The organism is Deltaproteobacteria bacterium (genome assembly GCA_003696105.1).
GTDB lineage: Bacteria > Myxococcota_A > Polyangia > Haliangiales > J016 > J016.
The window spans coordinates 1-17,891 of sequence record RFGE01000020.1 but is presented as its reverse complement, the minus strand read 5'-3'; the positions used below and the strand labels follow the sequence as shown (position 1 = coordinate 17,891).

Annotated in this window: 14 protein-coding genes; 7 read left to right on the top strand and 7 right to left on the bottom strand. The window is 71.4% G+C overall.

What is annotated here, in order from left to right; genetic code table 11:
* Positions 1–3: 3 nt before the first annotated feature.
* Positions 4–831 (bottom strand): DUF882 domain-containing protein, encoded by an 828-nt coding sequence (locus D6689_01305; GenBank protein RMH44899.1) that lies wholly within the window; start codon positions 829–831, stop codon positions 4–6.
* Between the two features lie 151 nt (positions 832–982).
* Between D6689_01305 and D6689_01300 the strand changes: the two genes are divergently transcribed.
* Entirely contained in the window at positions 983–2,275 is a 1,293-nt protein-coding gene (locus tag D6689_01300; GenBank protein ID RMH44898.1) for an FHA domain-containing protein, read from the top strand.
* Here the strand turns inward: D6689_01300 and D6689_01295 are convergent.
* Positions 2,256–3,134 (bottom strand): alpha/beta fold hydrolase, encoded by an 879-nt coding sequence (locus D6689_01295; GenBank protein RMH44900.1) that lies wholly within the window; start codon positions 3,132–3,134, stop codon positions 2,256–2,258. The genes D6689_01300 and D6689_01295 overlap by 20 nt on opposite strands.
* Before the next feature lie 133 nt (positions 3,135–3,267).
* Between D6689_01295 and D6689_01290 the strand changes: the two genes are divergently transcribed.
* Together D6689_01290 and D6689_01285 are read left to right on the top strand one after the other, a co-directional pair.
* Positions 3,268–4,245, top strand: a complete 978-nt coding sequence (locus D6689_01290) for an NADPH:quinone oxidoreductase family protein (protein ID RMH44897.1) — start codon at positions 3,268–3,270, stop codon at positions 4,243–4,245.
* Positions 4,242–4,796: a DTW domain-containing protein gene (locus D6689_01285; protein RMH44896.1), complete on the top strand. Its 555-nt coding sequence runs from the start codon at positions 4,242–4,244 to the stop codon at positions 4,794–4,796. The genes D6689_01290 and D6689_01285 overlap by 4 nt, the downstream gene beginning before the upstream one ends.
* A 14-nt stretch (positions 4,797–4,810) precedes the next feature.
* Here D6689_01285 and D6689_01280 read toward each other — a convergent pair whose 3' ends face one another.
* The 3 genes from D6689_01280 to D6689_01270 form a co-directional block, all read right to left on the bottom strand.
* Positions 4,811–7,006 carry a PAS domain S-box protein gene (locus tag D6689_01280; protein ID RMH44895.1) on the bottom strand — a complete coding sequence of 732 codons (2,196 nt, stop codon included), beginning with the start codon at positions 7,004–7,006 and terminating at the stop codon, positions 4,811–4,813.
* Between the two features lie 75 nt (positions 7,007–7,081).
* On the bottom strand, positions 7,082–8,242 hold the full coding sequence (locus D6689_01275; GenBank protein RMH44894.1) for a hypothetical protein: 1,161 nt from the start codon (positions 8,240–8,242) through the stop codon (positions 7,082–7,084).
* 46 nt (positions 8,243–8,288) lie between these two features.
* On the bottom strand, positions 8,289–8,915 hold the full coding sequence (locus D6689_01270) for a CoA-binding protein (GenBank protein RMH44893.1): 627 nt from the start codon (positions 8,913–8,915) through the stop codon (positions 8,289–8,291).
* On the opposite strand from D6689_01270, the gene D6689_01265 reads away from it, so the two are divergent.
* From D6689_01265 to D6689_01255, 3 genes are all read left to right on the top strand, one after another.
* On the top strand, positions 8,872–9,408 hold the full coding sequence (locus D6689_01265; protein RMH44892.1) for an oligoribonuclease: 537 nt from the start codon (positions 8,872–8,874) through the stop codon (positions 9,406–9,408). The genes D6689_01270 and D6689_01265 overlap by 44 nt on opposite strands.
* A gap of 117 nt (positions 9,409–9,525) precedes the next feature.
* Positions 9,526–11,721 carry a hypothetical protein gene (locus tag D6689_01260; GenBank protein ID RMH44891.1) on the top strand — a complete coding sequence of 732 codons (2,196 nt, stop codon included), beginning with the start codon at positions 9,526–9,528 and terminating at the stop codon, positions 11,719–11,721.
* Positions 11,718–14,405, top strand: a complete 2,688-nt coding sequence (locus D6689_01255; protein ID RMH44890.1) for a hypothetical protein — start codon at positions 11,718–11,720, stop codon at positions 14,403–14,405. Before D6689_01260 ends, D6689_01255 begins: the two co-directional genes overlap by 4 nt.
* Positions 14,406–14,467: 62 nt before the next feature.
* On the opposite strand, the gene D6689_01250 is transcribed toward D6689_01255, so the two are convergent.
* Both D6689_01250 and D6689_01245 read right to left on the bottom strand, forming a co-directional pair.
* Positions 14,468–16,096 (bottom strand): HDOD domain-containing protein, encoded by a 1,629-nt coding sequence (locus D6689_01250; GenBank protein RMH44889.1) that lies wholly within the window; start codon positions 16,094–16,096, stop codon positions 14,468–14,470.
* Positions 15,820–17,403, bottom strand: a complete 1,584-nt coding sequence (locus D6689_01245) for a hypothetical protein (protein RMH44888.1) — start codon at positions 17,401–17,403, stop codon at positions 15,820–15,822. Before D6689_01245 ends, D6689_01250 begins: the two co-directional genes overlap by 277 nt.
* A gap of 51 nt (positions 17,404–17,454) precedes the next feature.
* Here D6689_01245 and D6689_01240 point away from each other — a divergent pair.
* A partial coding sequence (locus D6689_01240; GenBank protein ID RMH44887.1) for a hypothetical protein occupies positions 17,455–17,891 on the top strand: 437 nt, incomplete at its 3' end.

Genomic DNA, 17,891 nt, shown 5'->3' with positions numbered 1-17,891 from the left:
GGCCTACAGCCGCGACCATTTCGGGTGATACCGGTACGCGGCGCCGCGGCGCGGCGATGTCCACGCCATCTTCTTGTAGCCGGGTCGCCAGTCGACGTGGACGAAGTTCTGGCCGCGGTAGTAGCCGACGCCGACGTGGTCGTGCGTGCGCCACAGGAAGTCGCGAACGACCTCGATGCGCACGCCGCGCACGCGCAGGTCCACCGCGCGGCCGTGAAAGTGTTTGGAGTTCTTCACGCCGTAGGGCGGCGAGCGGTAGCCGGAGACGATCTCGATCGTGTGCCCCGGGAATCGGCGCTGAACCTCCGCCAGGATGTGGAGCACCTGCGGATGCATGCGATGGCGCTTTCCCGTGCGGCGACACCGCATGAACCGGCGGACGGCGCGAGCCGTGGCGGGGTCGACCGCGCCGTCCGGCCCGACGTCGATCGCCAGCGTCTCGCGCGAATTGACGTTGTACAACTGTACGCGCGTGGTCGCCGTCCACCGCGGCAGCGGCGACTCGATCGCGGACAGGAGCGACTGCGCCGCGGCCACGAAGATCGCCGTCGGCGACGCGAGTTCGCTTGCGAGCAGGCGATGCAGGGTGCCCCCCTCGGCCGCCGGTGCCGCCGGCCTCGCCGCCGGCAGCGCCGCGATCCACGCCGTGAGCGTGGGCGACGCGCCCGCCGCAGCGGCGACCGCAGCCGCGCGGCCGGCAGCGACCGGCGCGACGCGGCCGGTGTCGGCGGACTCGCGACGCAGGTCGGAACCGAGCGCGGTCGGCGCCGCCAGGACCGCGATCAGGGCGCAGGTGGCTGGTACTCGGAGCGATCGGTGCAGTCCACGCATGGCGGCCCGGGAACAAGCGAGCGCCGTGCCAGGCTCCGGTTTTTCACACAAGTACCTGTGATCGCGCGAAAAATCGCGGTACAACGGATCTGCCGGAACCGCACTCGTCTCCGGTTTTCGGAGACCTGCGTTTCGGTTTCCGAGCAGTGCCATGGCAAGACGCCGCTCCGACCAGACCGTCTCGATGAAGACGAGCGACGCCGTCGACCGCATCGCGCGGGCGTGGCTGATCGTCGCGCCCGGTACGGTCGACGAGCGCGTCGTCGTGGTCGAAGACGCGCCGGTCGTGCTCGGCAAAGAGTCGACGTGCGACGTGCCAATTGCCGACCCTCACGTGTCGCGCGAGCACTGTCGGATCCAGATCACGGACGGCGGCATTCGCGTCGAGGATCTCGGGAGCCGCAACGGGACGCTCGTCAACGGCACGCCGGTCAAGCTCACGGTGCTGTCGCAGCCGGCGACCCTTTTGCTCGGCAAGACCACCGTCCGGCTGGAGACGACCGAGCCGGTCCGCGAACACATCGCGTTCGGCGACGCGATCGGCGACTCGCCGGCGATGCAACAGGTATTCGCGATGCTCCGGCGGCTGGCGGCGTCGGACATCACGGTCGCGCTGCTCGGAGAGACCGGCGTCGGCAAAGACGTGCTGGCGCGTGCGCTGCACGCGGCGAGCCCCCGCGCGCGCGGCCCGTTCGCCGTGTTCGACTGCGGCGCCGTGGCGCCCAATCTGATCGAGAGCGCGCTGTTCGGCCATACCAAAGGCGCGTTCACCGGCGCGGTCGCCGACCGCCCTGGGGTGTTCGAGGCGGGCCACGGCGGGTTCGTGTTCCTCGACGAGATCGCGGAGTTGCCGGTCGACCTGCAGCCGCGCCTGCTGCGCGTGTTGGAGGAACGCCAGGTGCGGCGTGTCGGTGCCGTCGATCCCATTGCGGTCGACGTGCGCGTGGTGTGTGCCACCAACCGCAACCTCGAGGAGGAGGTCGAGGCAGGTCGGTTCCGCCAGGACCTGTACTTTCGGCTCACGGGAGCCGTGGTGCACATCCCGCCGCTGCGCGAGCGACTCGAGGATCTACCCAAGCTCGTCGACCGCGCGCTCGCCGAAGTGGGCAGACCGCTGCAGGTCGCCGAGACGACGATGGCGGCGCTCCGCAGCTACGACTGGCCCGGCAACGTCCGCGAACTGAAGAACGTGATCGCGAGCGCCGCTGCGTTCGCCGACGGCCCGGTGCTCGAGCCGCGCCACCTGATGTTCTTCCGCCGGCAGGGTTCGCGACAGCCGACGCTGGATCGGCTGCCGCTCGGCGGCCGTGCGCTCGAACAGCTCGAGCGCGCCGCGATCAAACAGACGCTCGAGCAGTTCGGCGGCAACAAGACGCGCGCGGCCAAGGCGCTCGGCATCGCTGCGTCGACGCTGTACGAGAAGATCAAGAAGTACGGCCTGTAGCGCGACGTGCCGGCGCAACCGGCACCGGCGACGCCGGGCGGCGCGTGCGCTCGCGCTCGGCCGCGCGCGCCGCGACGCGCTCGATCTCGCCGGCGAGGATCGGCCACACGGCCGCCGGCAGGTCGTGGCCCATCCCCTCGATCACGCGGAACGTCGCGCCGGGGATCGCGCGGGCGACGTCGCGCCCCGCGGCCGGCAGGATCAGCGGATCGTCCGAGCCGTGAATCACCGCGGTCGGCGCGCGCACGAACCGCAGCGCCTCGTAACGCGACCCGGTGGCGGCGATCGCGGCGAACTGGCGCACGAAGCCCGGCGGGTAGAAGCATCGATCGTAGGCGCGGCCGGCCGTGTCGCGAATGCGCTCCCAGTCGATCGGGAACCCCTTGCTGCCGCAGACTTCGTAAAACTGCACCGCGCGCTCGACCGCCTCGTCGCGGTTGCGCGGCGCCGACCCGAGCAGCGCGCGGATGGCCGCAAACCGGCCGAAGGCGTGGCGCCGGCGCCCGGCCGTGGACATCAACGACGTGAGGCTGCGCACCCGGTGCGGGTGCACGATCGCCATCGTCTGGGCGATCATGCCGCCCATCGACGCGCCGACGATGTGCGCGCTGTCGAGGCCGAGCGCGTCGAGCAACCCGGCCGTGTCGTCGGCCATGTCCACCAGCGTATACGGCGCGTCCACGGGCAGTCCGAGCAGCGCGCGCACCATGACTTTGCGGACGTCCCCGACTCGTTGCCCGTGCATCTTCTGAGACAGCCCGACGTCGCGGTTGTCGAAGCGGATCACGCGGAAACCGCGGTCGACCAGCAGTTCGCACAGCGCGTCCGGCCATACGATCATCTGTGCGCCGATCCCCATGATCAGGACCAACGGCTCGCCGGATCCGATGTCTTCGTATTCGATTTCGATCCCGTTGGCGCACGCGCGCGGCACGTGCGTATCTTCTCGCGAGAATGCGCCTCACGGAAGCCTGTTGTGTTACACGGAGCGTATGCGCGCCTGGCGAGTCCACCAGTACGGCGACTATCGCGACGTCCTGCGGTGGGAGGAGTGCGAGCCGCCGCCTCCGCCGAGCGGAGGCGTGAGGCTGCGCGTCGCGGCCAGCGGCGTCAACTTTCCCGACATCCTGGCGATCGCGGGTCGCTACCAGGTCCGCGCGCCGCTGCCGTTTTCGCCGGGGCTCGAGGCGGCCGGCGTGGTCGACGCCGCCGGCGCCGGCAGCCGGTATCGTCCCGGCCAGCGCGTAGTCGCCTTCGCGTCGTGGGGAGCGCACGCCGACTACATGACGGCGCCCGACGCGGCGGTGTTTCCGATTCCCGATGCGATGACCGACGAGCACGCCGCTGCGCTCACCGTCATCTACCAGACGAGCTACTTCGCCCTGCGCTGGCGCGCCGCTTTGCAACCCGGAGAGGTGCTGCTCGTTCACGGTGGCGCGGGCGGCGTCGGCACGTCGGCCATCCAACTCGGCAAACACATGGGCGCGACGGTCATCGCAACGGCTGGCAGCGAGGCCAAGTTGCAGGTGTGCCGCGATGCCGGCGCCGATCACGTGATTCATCACCGCGACGCCGACTTCGTCGCGGTCGTGCGCGAGTTGACGGGCGGCCGCGGCGCGGACGTCATCTACGACCCGGTCGGCGGCGACACGTTCGACCGCAGCACCAAGTGCATCGCGTTCGGCGGGCGACTGGTCGTCATCGGCTTCGCCAGCGGGCGCATCCCCGACATCCGCGCCAACCGCATCCTGCTCAAGAACATCAGCGTCGTCGGCCTGCACTGGGGCGCGTACCTCGACCACGAGCCCGACCGCCTCCGCAGGTGCCACGACGCGCTGTGCGAGCTCTACGCGGCGGGTGCGTTTCGCCCGGTGCTGTATGCGACCTTGCCGCTCGAGCGCTATCCGGATGCGCTCGACGCGCTGCGCTCGCGCGACAGCTACGGAAAGATCGTCCTGACAACGACATGACAAGGTGCCCGCGCTGCTACCTACCCGCGCAGCGCTGTATCTGCAGCGACATTCCGCGGGTCGCGACGCGTACGCGCGTCGTGGTCATTCGCCACGCGCTCGAGCGCCACAAGCCGAGCAACACCGGCCGGCTCGTCGCGTACGCGCTCGAAAACAGCGAGCTTGTCGACTACGGTGGCACTGCGGCCGGCACGTGGCGGTTCGCAGCGCGCAGCGGTGACGCCGTGCTGTTTCCCGCCCGGCCGCCGCAGTCCGAACCACCCGCGCCGCCGCCGCGGCGACTGATCGTCGTCGACGGCACGTGGCAGCAGGCGCGCCGCATGGTTCAGCGCATCGACGCGCTGCGGCGCCTGCCCGCGCTGTCGCTGCCGCCGCCGGCCGTAGATCCGCCGCGCCTGCGCCGGCCGCCCGCGCCCGGGCGACTCGCGACGCTCGAGGCGGTTGCGCGAGCGCTCGCGTGGCTCGAGGGCGACGACGTGGCCGCACCGCTGGACGCGCTGTACGCGCTGTTCGTCGCCCGAAGTCGGGCGGCGGGGCGCCATCGCGGCTGACGGCGCGCCGGCGGTCACCGCCGGCCGGCCAACAACTCCGTGAGCACCTGTGCGACCGCGGCGACCGTAAGCGGCTTGTGGAGCACTGGGTTGGAGACGCGCGCCGCGAACGCCTCGGCCCGCGGCGTGAACGCGCCGCCGGAACAGAACACCACCCGGTCGACCAAGTGCGGCCAGCGCGCGGCGATCTCCTCGAACACGGACGCGCCATCCATGCGGGGCATCATCAGGTCGCACAAGATCGCGTCGAACTGGTCGCCGCGCTCGAGTCGCGCGATGGCCTCCTCGCCGCTGGCGGCGACCACGACGTCGTAGTCGCCGCCGAACGCCCGCTCGTACGCGCGCAGCACCAGCTCCTCGTCGTCGATCATCAGCAGCCGCGGGCGGCCCGCGCCGACCGGTCGGCCCCGGATCGGTATCGGGCGCGACCGCGCGACGGCGCTGGCGGTGTTGTCGACGGGAAGCGACACGCGCGTGCAGGTCGTGCCGTCGTCCAATCGCACGATGCGAACCGTGCCGCCGTGTGCGCGCGCCGTCTCCGCCGCAAGCGACAGGCTCACACCCGTGGCCTCGCCGCCCGTGCGCGCGGTGAAGAACGGATCGAACGCGCGCTCGTCGACGTCGGCCCGCGGCTCGCCGGTGTCGACGATGTCCACCTCGATCACGTCACCTCGCAGGCGGCTGGCGATGCGGATGCGGTGACGGTCGGCGTTGCCCTCGTCGATCGCGAACGCAGCCCCGAGCAGCAGGGACGTGAACATCTGCGCGAGCCCACCCGGTTGCCCGACGATCGGCGGCAGCGGCGCAAGATCCACCTCGAGTTGCGCGCGATGGCGGATCTGGTTGGCGGTGACCGCCCGCGCACGCTCCACCATCGCGTTGACGTCGACCGACCGCGGCGCGTCGTCGCCGCCCGCCGCAAACGGGCGCAGCTCGCGCGTGACCCGCTCGATGCGCGCCATCCCCGCCAGGCAATCCGTGACGATCTCGTCGAGTTCCCGGCGGACCTCGCTCGGCTCGACTGACGGCAGCATGTCCTGGATGCACCCCAGATTCAGCTTGACATAATGAGCCGGGTTGTTGACTTCGTGGGCCAGCGCCCCGGCGAGACTGCCGAGCGACGCGAGATGCGCCGCCTGGGACAGCTGGCGTTCGGCGGCGACCCATTCGCTGACGTCCCGCATGATCGCGACGTACAGCTTGCGCCCGGCCAAAGTATAGACCTGCATCTTGACCGCGGCCCAAAACACCGATCCGTCCTTGCGCGCGATGCGCAGGCGCGGATGTCCCGCGCGACCGCGCTCGCTCAGGTCTCGCGAGATCTGGCTGACCTTGTCGGCCTCCGACGGCGGGCTCAACATCCGCCCGGTGAGGTGCGCGAGTTCGGCGCGCGTGTACCCCAACATCCGTTCCGCCGCGCGGTTGCACGCGAGAAACCGCGCCGTCTCGAAGTCGACCACCAGCATCGCGTCCGCGGCCGCTTCCACCATCGCCTCGTAGCCGCGGCGCTCGAACACGTCCCGCTTGATCGCCACGATGTGGCTGCGCAGCCCGCCGTCGCCGGCGACCGGGACGATCGTGGCGTCCTCGTACACGCGGCTGCCGTCGGCGCGACGGGCGAGCAGTTCACCGCACCAGGTGCGCCCGGCTGCCAGCTCGCGTTCGATCGCCGCGAACTGTTCCGGCGGCACGTCGGGGCTGCGCACGAGTTCGGCCGGCGTGCGGCCGACCGCGTCGGCGCGCGCGTAGCCGGTGAGCCGCTCGAACGCCCGATTGACGTAGACCAGCCGCGAGTCGGGATCGGCGATCTCGACCGCGTCGGCCACGTGGTCGAGCGCCACGTGCAGCGCGCGCACGTAGTCGGCGCGGGCGCGCCGCCGGTGCCACGCTTGCCACTGCGTTCGGACGAGCAGGTCGATCTCCGCGGCGTCCGGCGCGATCCACACGCCGTCGGCGGCGGCGCCGGCGAGCGCCTCCGCGGCCTCCGCGCCGTCGGCGACCGCCGCCACGAACGTCACGCCGTCGGCGTCGGTCTCGCGCACGGCGGTCACCACCGAGACCGCCCCCGGCAGTCGGGCGTCCACGATCACCAGGCCGTGTCGCCGCGCGCGATACGCGGCGACGGCATCCGATGCGTCGTCGCACCGGTCCGCCGCCACGACCCCAGGCCCGCTCGCTGCGGGCGCCGCGACCAGCACGCGAAAGCTCACCGCCCACCATCCTACCCGACCCGGCCAGCGAGCGGTGCCGGGCGAGCGCGGGGGGCGCGCGACCGCAACCGCGGTTCAGTCGGCGACGACCTTCGGGATCCGCACCCGCGGGCCGACCGTGAAGGTCACCTTGCGCAGATTGCGGTAGCGCTCGCCGTCGATGATCGGCGCCAGCAGCTCGTCGCCGGTGGCCTCGACGGTCATCTCGCGCACGACCTGGTCGCGGACCTTGCGGCCGCCGAAGTCCGCGCCGGCGACCATCGCGGGCAACCGCGCGATCGACTCGAGCGGCGACGTGGCCGCCACCAGCGCGTGCAAGCGCCCGGGCTCGTCCGCCTTGTTGAAGAAACGGAACACGTTGCCGAGATTGATCGACATCGACCCGATGTTGACCGAGCTGCAGGAAGCGTACGGAAACTCGACGCCGTCGAGCGTCACGCGCACGCGGTGCGGTGCGAAGAACGACGGCGCGTAGTCGCGGATCGCCGCCGGCAACACCGGCAGACGCCGCAGCGGCGAGTAGCCGATCGGCAGCGTCGCGATCGCGCTCGCGATGACCTTGAGGATCGTCGTCGGATTCGGGTCGTCGTGATCGTAGTACTTGTCGTAGAACCGCTGCGCAAACCCCGCGACGGCACTCGCGAACCCGTAGGTGCGGAACGGCTGGTCGCCGTCGGGCGTGACCTCGACGGCGTCGATGCACATGGCATCGACCTCGACTTCTTCGACGTGGTGCCCCTGTTCGATCGCGCCGCGCAGGCGATCGAGCAGCCGTTCGGCGTTTCCCTTGATGCCGACGTTGCCGGCGACGAAGTCGATCGTGCCGCCGTTGGTCGGCAACGTCAGCGGCAAGGTGGCGCCGCGGAACTCCGGCTCCTGCAGCACCTCGAGCCCGGCGCGCAGCATCCAGTGCATCGCGCCGTCGCCGCCGTCGGCGACCCAGTAGCGCGCGCGCTTGCGGAGGAACTCGCGAAGCACCGGCTTGATCGAATCGACCGTGCGCGTCTCGCGCACTTCGCCGAGCGGCCCGACGATCTGCTGAAGACGCGCCACGCGATCGGGGCGGCCCTTGTTCTTGCGGCTGTTCGGATTGGTGATGACTCCGATTTCCACGACAACGCGGTGCGTTGCAAATCTCGGCCCAGTTCGAATTCGGCGGATAACCCATTGATCTTGCGCTGGACGCGCCCCCGACCGATGCGTACGTCGCTTCCCATTCGGTCGCGACCGCGCAATCGGTTACGCGGTGGTCGGCCCCCGAAGATGACGCGCATTCAGTGAGTTACGAGCACAGCCGCCTGTGCTCGGCCATCGCGCACCGGTCCTGCACGACGTCGATGCCGGCGTCGCACAGCCGGCGGCACACGGCGTCGTGGCGCACGCCGAGCTGCAGCCACACCAGCGGCGGCAGCGGCCGCATGGCGAGCAGGTCGTCGACGTGGTCCGGCAGCCATTTTGCGGCGCGAAACACGTCGACGAAATCGACCGGTTCGCCGAGTTCCGCCAGCGTCGCCCGCACGGGCTGTCCCCACAGCGTGTACCCGACGCGGCGCGGGTTGACCGGCAGGATGCGGCAACCGCGCTCGTACAGGTACTGCGGCACGTAGAACGCGGGCCGCGACGGCTCGTCGTGGGCCCCGAGCACGGCAATCGTGCGCGCGTGGCACAACACCGCGCGCAGCTGTTCGTCGGAGGTGAGTTCGCGCCCGCGCACGCCGCGAGTATCGCGCGACGGTGCCCGCGGGCCAAGCGCCGGCGCCGACCGGCTCGTCCGGCACGCGTGGCGCGTTCCCGCCCGCCCCGGTTGCTCGGGTATCCTCGCCGCGATGACGACCGCCGCCGACTCGCCGCTGTTGCTGGTGTGGATGGACCTCGAGATGACCGGCCTCGACGTCGACCGCGAACGCATCATCGAGATGGCGACCCTCATCACCGATGCAAACCTCGACGTCGTCGCGGAGGGCCCGGAGATCGTCGTCCACCAACCCGACGAGGTGCTCGACCGGATGGACGACTGGAATCGAGAGCATCACGGAGCGTCCGGCTTGATCGACCGCGTGCGGGCGTCGACGGTCACGGAGGCCGAGGCCGAGCGGCGCACGCTCGAGTTCTTGCGCGCCCACTGCCCGCCGCGCACCGCGCCGCTGGCCGGCAACTCGATCCATCAGGATCGCCTGTTTCTGCGCCGCTACATGCCGCAACTCGAAGCGCACCTGCACTACCGCAACGTCGACGTGTCGACCGTCAAGGAACTCGCGCGCCGCTGGTTCCCCGACGCGCTGGCCGCCGCCCCCGCGAAGCGCGAAACGCACCGCGCGCTCGACGACATTCGCGAGTCCATCGAGGAGCTGCGCTACTACCGGCGCACGATCTTCCGGCCGACCGGCGCCGGGCCGGCGTGACCGCCCGCGCGGCGGCGCATCCGCGCGCCGCGTCGCTGCACCGTTCGGTCGCGCCGCGGTCCGACGCCGCCGCGTTTGCCGTGGAATCCGCCCGCCAGGCGCAGTATCGTAGGAACCGTGCGGGTGGACCAACTGATCGCATCGTTGGCAGGGGTCTGCGCATCGCTCGCCGGCTGCGGCTCGTCGGGACTCGGAGACGCCTGCGACAGCGTCCTCGACTGTCCGCCGGGCGCGACCTGCCGCGACGGCGTGTGCGTCGGCGTCGACCTGCCGGACGCCGCGGCGCTGCCGCCGACCGACGCCGGCGTGGACGCGACGTCGGCCGCGGTCGATGCGGCCCCGGCCGACGCCGGCCCGACCGTCGACGGCGACCTCGGCCTGCAGACCGACGCCGGGTTCACCGGAACCGGTTGCACGCTGCCGCCGGTGATCGGTCCGATCAACCCGGTCGAAGAGCTGCGATTTCCCGACCCGCCGTGCGAGGGCCCCTGCGGCAACCCGGGCTGCGCCGGCATCCCGGGCGACCCGCTGCCGAACCACTTCCAGGTGGTCGCCACGCCCACGGTGGCCAACCTCACCGACGACGACGGCGACGGCGACGTGGACCTCGACGACGTGCCCGACATCGTGTTCATGACCTACAACGATCGAAACATCACGAACCAGGGCGTCATCCGCATCCTGTCCGGCCGCCCCGACGCCGCGGGCAAGCCGGTACTCCACAAGCTGATCCCGATCCAGGACCCCGCCGACCCGTGCTACGACCCGGCCGACGCCGCCCTGCGCCACGACTCGTCGACGTCCGTCGCGATCGGCGATCTCGACGGTGACGGTGCGGCGGAACTCGTCGCGCTGCTGTCGACCGGGCCGGCGGTGGCCTGGTCGCGCGACGGCTGCCGCCTGTGGACGGCCACGCAGCCGGTCGGGGCGAACGACGGCAACGCGGGCGCACCGACCATCGCCGACCTGGACGGCGACGGCAAGGGCGAGGTCGTCATCGGCCGCGTCGTGCTCAATCACGATGGCAGCGTTCGGTGGATCGGCACCGGCGACCGCGGCGCCAACGTGTTTTCCGTCCACTCGGTCGTGGCCAACCTCGACCTGGTCGGCGCATCCGAGGTCATCGCCGGCAGCACCGTCTACGCCGCCGACGGCACGATCGCGTGCCGCAACACGGCCGTCGGCGATGGCCTCAACGCGGTCGGCAACTTCGACGCCGACCCGGAGGGCGAGTTCGTCGTGGTGCGGTCCGGCAAGGTGTACCTGCTCGACACCGACTGCACCGAGCTGTGGCGGTTCGACGTCGGGTCCGCCACGACGACCGTGGACAACGGACTCGGCGCCGGCCCCGGCGGCGCCTGCGCGGGTAGCGGCGGCGGCGAGCCGACGATCGCCGACTTCGACGGCGACGGCCTGCCGGAGATCGCTCTGGCCAACTCGAACTGCTACACGGTCATCAACGGCGACGGCACGCTGCTGTGGGCATCGCGCAGCGAGGACGATTCGTCGCAAGGGACTGGCTCGTCCGTGTTCGACTTCAACGGCGACGGCGTGTCGGAAGTCATCTACAACGACGAACACTACCTTCGCATCTACAACGGACCGGACGGGAAAGTGCTGTTCATGCAGGGCAACTCGTCCCGTACGCGCCACGAAAATCCGATCGTCGTCGACGTCGACAACGACGGCAACGCCGAACTCGTGTACATCGAGAACAACGAGGCCGGGTTCGCGTGCGCCCCCGGGCAGACCGGCGGCGCCGGCATCCACGTGCTCGGCGACGATCCAGCGGTCGATGCGTGGGTACCGACGCGGCGCATTTGGAACCAGCACAGCTACCACATCACGAACATCGAGGAGGACGGCACCCTGCCGCGGCCCGAACGGGCGAACTGGCTCCTCCCCGGCTACAACAACTATCGGACCAACCTGCCGGACTTCTCCGTGCTGTCGGCGCCCGACCTGGTCGTCGAAATTGTCGACGTGGTCGGCACCGCGTGCGGGATGTCGCCGCCGATGGCCGCAGTCGACTACCGGGTGTGCAACCGAGGGGATGTGCGCGTCGGCCCCGGCATCGACGTGTCGCTGTTCGTAGACGGGACGCTCGTCGCGGTGGACGCGACCTCGGTCACCTTGGAGCCCGGCGAGTGCGAGACGCGCACGGCCGTCGTGGAAGTCCCGCCGGCGCCGGCGACGTTCGACGTGACGGTCATCGTCGATGACGACGGCTCCGGGGCCGGCAAAGCGCGCGAGTGTAACGAGGACAACAACACCGACGAACGGACGGACCAGTCGTGCGACATCATCAATTGATCCGCGGCGCCGCGCTCGCGGCGGTGTGCGCCGCGTCCGCGGCCGCGCGTGCCGACGACGCGATCTTCGATTTCGTCGCTCCGCGGCCGGGTCAAGTCGGCGCCTACGAGACGACGGGCGGTGCGATCGTCAGCGGCGGCGTCGGCACGCTCGGGCCGAAGGCCGGATGGTTCGACGAGCGGTGGCGCTACCGCGTCGCCCTCTCGGTCGCCAACCCGACCGGTGCGGCGCTCGCCGAGTGGCCCGTGTCGGTGGCGATCGACGCGACGGTGCCGCCGGGGAACGACATCTTCGCGCTCGGCCAGCCGACGGGCGCCGATCTGCGCGTGGTCGCCGGCGGTAGCGCGATCGACCGCGCATCGCTCGGGGCCTTCGACCTGTCCGACAACCGCGGTCGCATCTGGTTCCAGGCGCCGTCGCTCGCGCCCGGCGACAACGCGATGTCGCTGTACTTCGGCAACTACACCGTCGCCGCGGTCGACGATCCGCTGGCGGTATTCTCCTACTCGTCACCGTACGCGAGCCGCTACGCACTCGAGCCCGACGGCATCACGATGACGATCGCGTCGCTCGCGGACGCCAACGCGTTTTCCGTCGGCGCAATCTCGGGCACCCTCGTGGCCGGCGGCACGAGCGACATCACCGCGGGCAACTGGACCGTGGGCGCCGCGATCGCCGCCACGCGCCCGTTCGACGTCGGCTTCCCGGTGGACGCCGCGTCGCAAGGCGTCCCGATCGCATTCGCCCGCACCGAATTGGCCGCCGTGATCAACCGGGGCAGCCCGGACCACTTCCGCCTGCTCGCCCCGTTTTCCGACGCGACCGTCGACGTGTACTACGACGGCGTCCTCCAGGGCTCCCTGGCGCTCACGGCGGGGGCGGCGGGCGTGTGGGAGGACACCATCCCCGCGGACACGGTGGTCCGGCTGTCCGCGACCGCGCCGATCCTCGCGACCTACCGCGGGCTCGACGGAGTCGACGGCGTCGTGCTGCCGCCCGCCGGCTCGCAGGTGTGGGGCGTGCGGTCGGGACGCCCGCGCATCCACGCGCTCGGCGGCGACACCGACGTGGTCGCCTACAGTTCCAACGGCACGATCGAAACGGTGACGATTCCCGGCGGCGGCGTGGCGACGCTTGCCAGCGGAACGTCCGGCAACGGCGACGCGCTGGTGTTGTACGCCACCGACACGGCGACCGGCGCGCCGGCGCCGATCACCGTGATCGCCAACGGCGACGGCGACGGCGGCGCGGCGATCGCGTTTCATCCGGAGAGCGAACTGGGGCGCGCGTGGGTCGTCCCGACCGACGGCCGATTCGCCACGATCGCATCCAACGGCCCCGGTTCGAAGTGCACGCTGACCGAACCGGACGGAACGACGGTGGAACAGTTCGCGACGACGGCGTGGCCGGCCGTGGTCCAGTTCGGCGACGACGGCGGCGCGGTGAACGTGCCCGCCGGCTCGGTGATCGCCTGCGAGGCGCACGGGTTTGCGTTCTACGAAGACGCGGCGACGCAGGACGAGCGCAACCTGTTTCCGATGGAGGCCCACCGCAAGGCCGCCGCCGTCGACCCGATCGTGAGCCTGTCCGGGCCGACTGAAACGCGGTTCGATGCGGGCGCGCTCGCGACGATCGACACGCCCGACGCGGTGGCGGCCACCGCGGTGGAACGGTGGACCGATTTTCGTGTCGCGCACGCCGTGCCAGACGGCGCCGCCATCGGCTACCAGATCTCGATCGACTCCGGATCCACGTATCGGGTGCCGGACGGAAGCGGCGCATGGCGCGAGGTGACGGGCGTCGACGACGTCGCCGACCCGTTGGCGATCCGCGGCGCGATCGGCGCGCTCGATCCGAGCACGGGGCGTATTCGCGTGCGCGCGGTGCTTCGATCGACCGACGGCGTCGCACGGCCCGCGGTGGACGCGATTCGCGTGTTCTTCGACGCGACGGGCGCGGCGACACGGCTGCAGTTCGATCCCCTGCCGGACACGATTGTCGCCGGCGTCGGCGTCACCGTCGGCGTCACCGCCGTCGACGCGGCCGGCCGGCGCATCACGGGCCTCGACGGGCAGGTCGTGCTGTCCGCGTCTCACGGCGGCGACGTGATCCCGCAGACGATCGACCTCGTCGCCGGCCGCGCCGAAGCCGACATCAAGCTCACGGGCGCTGGAGACGACGTCACCCTGCACGCGGCGGGCCCGGGCGGGCTCGCCGGCACGTCGGAGCCGTTCGATCTCGTCGCGCCGGACGGCGCGACCCTGACGGTCGTCGGCGGCGACAACCAGTTCGGCCCGGCCGGCTCGCCGCTGGGCGAGCCGCTCGCGGTCCGCCTCACCGGCGCCGCGGGCGTCCCGATCGGCGGCGCACAGGTGACGTTCTCGGTCGTCGAGGGCGACGGCGTGCTGCTTCCGGCGGGGACGACCTCGACCGCCGCGATCACCGACGGCCAGGGCATCGCGTCGGTGCGGCTCCAGCTCGGCAGCGTCGGGCCGCACCGCGTGCGCGCCGAGGCGGCCGGCGACCAGGTCGAGTTTCGCGCGCGCGCCGACGAGCCCGGCGCGACCGCCGGGGACGGCGGCTGCGGCTGCCGCACGACTGGGCGGCCGGCCGGCGCGCCCGGCGGGATGCTGGCGGCCATCGCCGCAGCGGCCTGGCTCGCCGCCCGGCGCCGCTGGACGTGACGCGCGAGCGCACGGCGCACGACGCCGGCGGGGATGTCGCCCGCTAGCCGGCGTCGCCGCCGTCAACCGACGCGCGCGAGCGCGTCATCCGTCCACGCGATCGCCTCCAGGTAGGCGTCGCGGATCCGCTCGGGCGGCACGCCGAGCCGCTCGGCCCACGACGTGTCCGCGTCGCGTTCGTAGGCGCGGACGCACGCCAGCGCGGCGCCGAGTTCGCCGGACTCCTCGAGCAGGGCGCCGGCAACGTCCTCCGACAGCGGCAGCCCGTCGACCAGTTCCGCCATCGGCCGGTCCATCAGCGCGTCCAACAGCGACAGCAACCCGACGGCAAAGTACGAATCCGGGTTCGGCTTGCCCGCGGCGCGGGCAAGCAACTCGCACGTGCGGCCGCGCACCATGGCGGCGACGACGAGTTCGCGCGGCTTGTCCTCGATGCCCGCCAGCGCCAGGAAGCTGACCCACGAGCGGATGCGGCTCATGCCGACGAGGACGAGCGCGTGGCGGATCGACACGACCTTCGCGCGCAGTCCGAGAGCCGCCGAGTTGACGTAGCGCAACAGCTTGTAGCTCACGGCCGGATCGCACACCACCGCGCTCTCGAGCTCGCGCAGGCTCACGCGCGGGTCGTGAACTTTTGCCAACAGCGCCATCGCGGCCTGGCGGGTGGCGGCGATTCGCCGGCCGCTCACCACGTTCGGGCGGGCGAGGAAGAACCCCTGGAAGCGGACGAACCCGAGCGCCTTGCACAGCTCGAACTGGTCGATGGTTTCGACTTTTTCCGCGAGCAGCCTGCCGCACAGCGGCCGTACCGCGTCGGCCTCGGCGCGGATCGCGTCGGCAGGCTTGCCGAGGACGTCCAGCTTGACGAGGTTCGCGTGCTCGATGAGCTCGTCGCGTCCGGTCCCGGGGACGAAGTCGTCGAGCGCGATGAAATAGCCCGCGCGCCGCAGACCGCGCAGCCGATCGACCACGTCGCGGTCGGGGGGGACATCCTCGAGGATTTCGAGGACGACCCGGCGCGGCGGCAGCGCGTCGATGTACTCGGACAGCAGCACGTCGCGCGTCACGTTGACGAACGCGCGGGCGCGCGGCCCGACGAGGCGGTCGAGGCCGACTTCCAGCACGGCGTTGACGAGCGTGATCAGCGACGCGCGGTTGGCGTCGTCGAACACCGCGCGGTTGTCCTCGCTCGTGCGGTACAGAAGCTCGTAGCCGACCGTCTGCTGCCGGCGGTCGAAGATGGGCTGCCGCCCGACGAACACGTTCGCCGGCAATGCGGCGGCGTCCAGGCGGCGCGCGTGTGGAACGAGCGTGGCCATACCGCTCCGCGATCCGATTCGGCCGCGCGCGCGGGCGCTTGAGGATCCGAGAAGCGATATGCCCTCGGGACCCGGTTGCGCCGCCGGCGGGATCGTCAGCCGACGGAGTGTGCCGCCGCGGCGCGTCCGAGCACGTCGGCCACGAGCGCGGCGGGCAGGGTCCCCGTGCGCTGGAAGTGGCGCATGTGCAAGATCGGCTCGCTGCCGAGGTCGGCGATCGTGCGGCCGCCGATGCGGTCGACGTACTTGCGGGGGAAGTAGGCCGCCAGGTCCGGCTCGCCGGGGCGCACGCGGTCGAGCAAGTCCATCAGCGCGTCGAGCGAGTTCATCTTCATGTAGGGGCAGGTCGCGCAGCCGCCGGCGGTTGAGCATCCCTCGCCGCCGGCCACGCCGGGCACCACGCGGAGGTCCGCGTCGTCGGTGGCCGCGACGGCCTCGGCGGCGACCGGAAACACGATCTCCACCTCGACGGCCGGCGCCCCCGCCGCGCGCCGCTCGCGCAAGATCGCCTGCACCCGGCGGACGATGGACGTGATCATTCCCGCTTCGGTGCCGAGTACGAACCGCAGCCGCCCGCCGGCGCCGGCGGCCGCCGCCTGCTCCACCTTGCCGGCGACGAACGACAAGATGTTCGACGTCGACCCGACGACGCCGCGCCCCTGCCGTTGCGCCTGCAGAGCGAGGGCGAACATCTCTCCCGGCACCTCGAGGTGCGCCGTGATGAACGCGTCGGCACATTGCTCGCGAACCGCCGCGACCACATGGTCGCCGAACATGTGGTGGACGATGCACACGCCCTGCTCGAAGTGGTGAAAGCGCTCGAGCAGGTCCGCGACGCTCGCCGCGTCGTGCGCCGGATGCACCTCCCGCACGGCCGCGTCGCCGAGCGACGCGAGCCCCGACAGCAGCTCGCGCAGGTTGTGGCCCATGTACGTGTCGGGGCCGAACCAGATGTGAACGCCGTCGATCTGCGCGGCGGCCTGCAGCACCGTCTGGACGACGTTGGACGACGTACACGTGATCGTGGGGACGATGTGGTGCGCCCGCGCTTTCGTGTCCAGGCTGGTATTGATGTAGACGACGTGCAGCGACCGCGGCGTTCGCGCGGCGCGGGCCAGGTAGGCCGCGTACTCGGGCCGCTGCGCCGACTCCGCCAGCGAACAGCCGATCGGGTCGGCGGCGACGCGATAGACCGGCACGTGGTCGAACCCCGATGCGTCGAGCATGGCGCGCACGTTCTCGGACATGAAGTCCACGCCGAGCACGACGATGGTGCGGGCGCCCGCCTCGCACATGCGAATGGCCGCGTCGGCCATGGCGAGCGAGTCGGAGATGTGCACGTGCGGCCAGTCGACCGCCGTGAGGACGCCCTGGAGCTCGGGATCCATGTAGAAGTGGGCCACGACGCCGGCGTCGTGCCGGCGCAGCCGTTCCGTCAGCTCGGCCACGGCGCTCGGGTCGGGCGACAGGTAGTCGGCCTGGGCCTGCGCGAACGCGCCCACGGGTTCGAGCGCGTCGGCGCGGATGATCAAGGATGGAAACGCCCCGACTGCGGCCATGTCAGCGACGATGTACCACACTCCCCCGGACGGCGCGGGTCGGGCGTGGCGGCGGCCGTGCCCGCGTCGAAGATTCGACGGCGCCGCGACGAAACCCGGGCACTGCGGTGGGCGATTCATCGAGAATTCCGCCGGTTACAGATTGGTCCAACCATTGCACCGCAGTGCGGCATGACCCGTCACGCACACAAACTCTTGTCGATCACCGTCGCGGCGGCGCTCGCCTCCGCCTGCTCGTTCTCCACTCGGGGACCGGCGGCGTACTGGCCGGAGGATGCACCGCCGGCCTGCACCGACAGCTACAGCTACCCGATCGTCGACACCCTGATGGCGCTGACCACGATGTCGAGTCTCGCCACGTGCGACGACTGCAACGACGCAGGCACCGGCGTCCTCATGACGGCCGCGATCGCCGTCGCGGCCGTGCACGGTTTCCGGAACGTGTCCCGCTGTCACGATGCGATCCACGCCTATGAAGCTCGCATGGCGGCGCGGTCGCGCGGAGCGGCCGCCGCGCCCGGGGCGGCTCAGTCGTCGCCGGCGCCACGGGTTGTACCAACAACGGAGACGTCGACGCCGGCCGGCGCCGACGCGCCGCCCGCCGACGC

Excerpts from the sequence above, each read along its gene's own strand:
- D6689_01305 (RMH44899.1), bottom strand. The coding sequence starts at position 831 with ATGCGTGGACTGCACCGATCGCTCCGAGTACCAGCCACCTGCGCCCTG.
- D6689_01300 (RMH44898.1), top strand. The coding sequence starts at position 983 with ATGGCAAGACGCCGCTCCGACCAGACCGTCTCGATGAAGACGAGCGAC.
- D6689_01295 (RMH44900.1), bottom strand. The coding sequence starts at position 3,134 with ATGGGGATCGGCGCACAGATGATCGTATGGCCGGACGCGCTGTGCGAA.
- D6689_01290 (RMH44897.1), top strand. The coding sequence starts at position 3,268 with ATGCGCGCCTGGCGAGTCCACCAGTACGGCGACTATCGCGACGTCCTG.
- D6689_01285 (RMH44896.1), top strand. The coding sequence starts at position 4,242 with ATGACAAGGTGCCCGCGCTGCTACCTACCCGCGCAGCGCTGTATCTGC.
- D6689_01265 (RMH44892.1), top strand. The coding sequence starts at position 8,872 with ATGGACCTCGAGATGACCGGCCTCGACGTCGACCGCGAACGCATCATC.
- D6689_01270 (RMH44893.1), bottom strand. The coding sequence starts at position 8,915 with ATGCGTTCGCGGTCGACGTCGAGGCCGGTCATCTCGAGGTCCATCCAC.
- D6689_01250 (RMH44889.1), bottom strand. The coding sequence starts at position 16,096 with ATGCTCAACCGCCGGCGGCTGCGCGACCTGCCCCTACATGAAGATGAA.
- D6689_01245 (RMH44888.1), bottom strand. The coding sequence starts at position 17,403 with ATGAATCGCCCACCGCAGTGCCCGGGTTTCGTCGCGGCGCCGTCGAAT.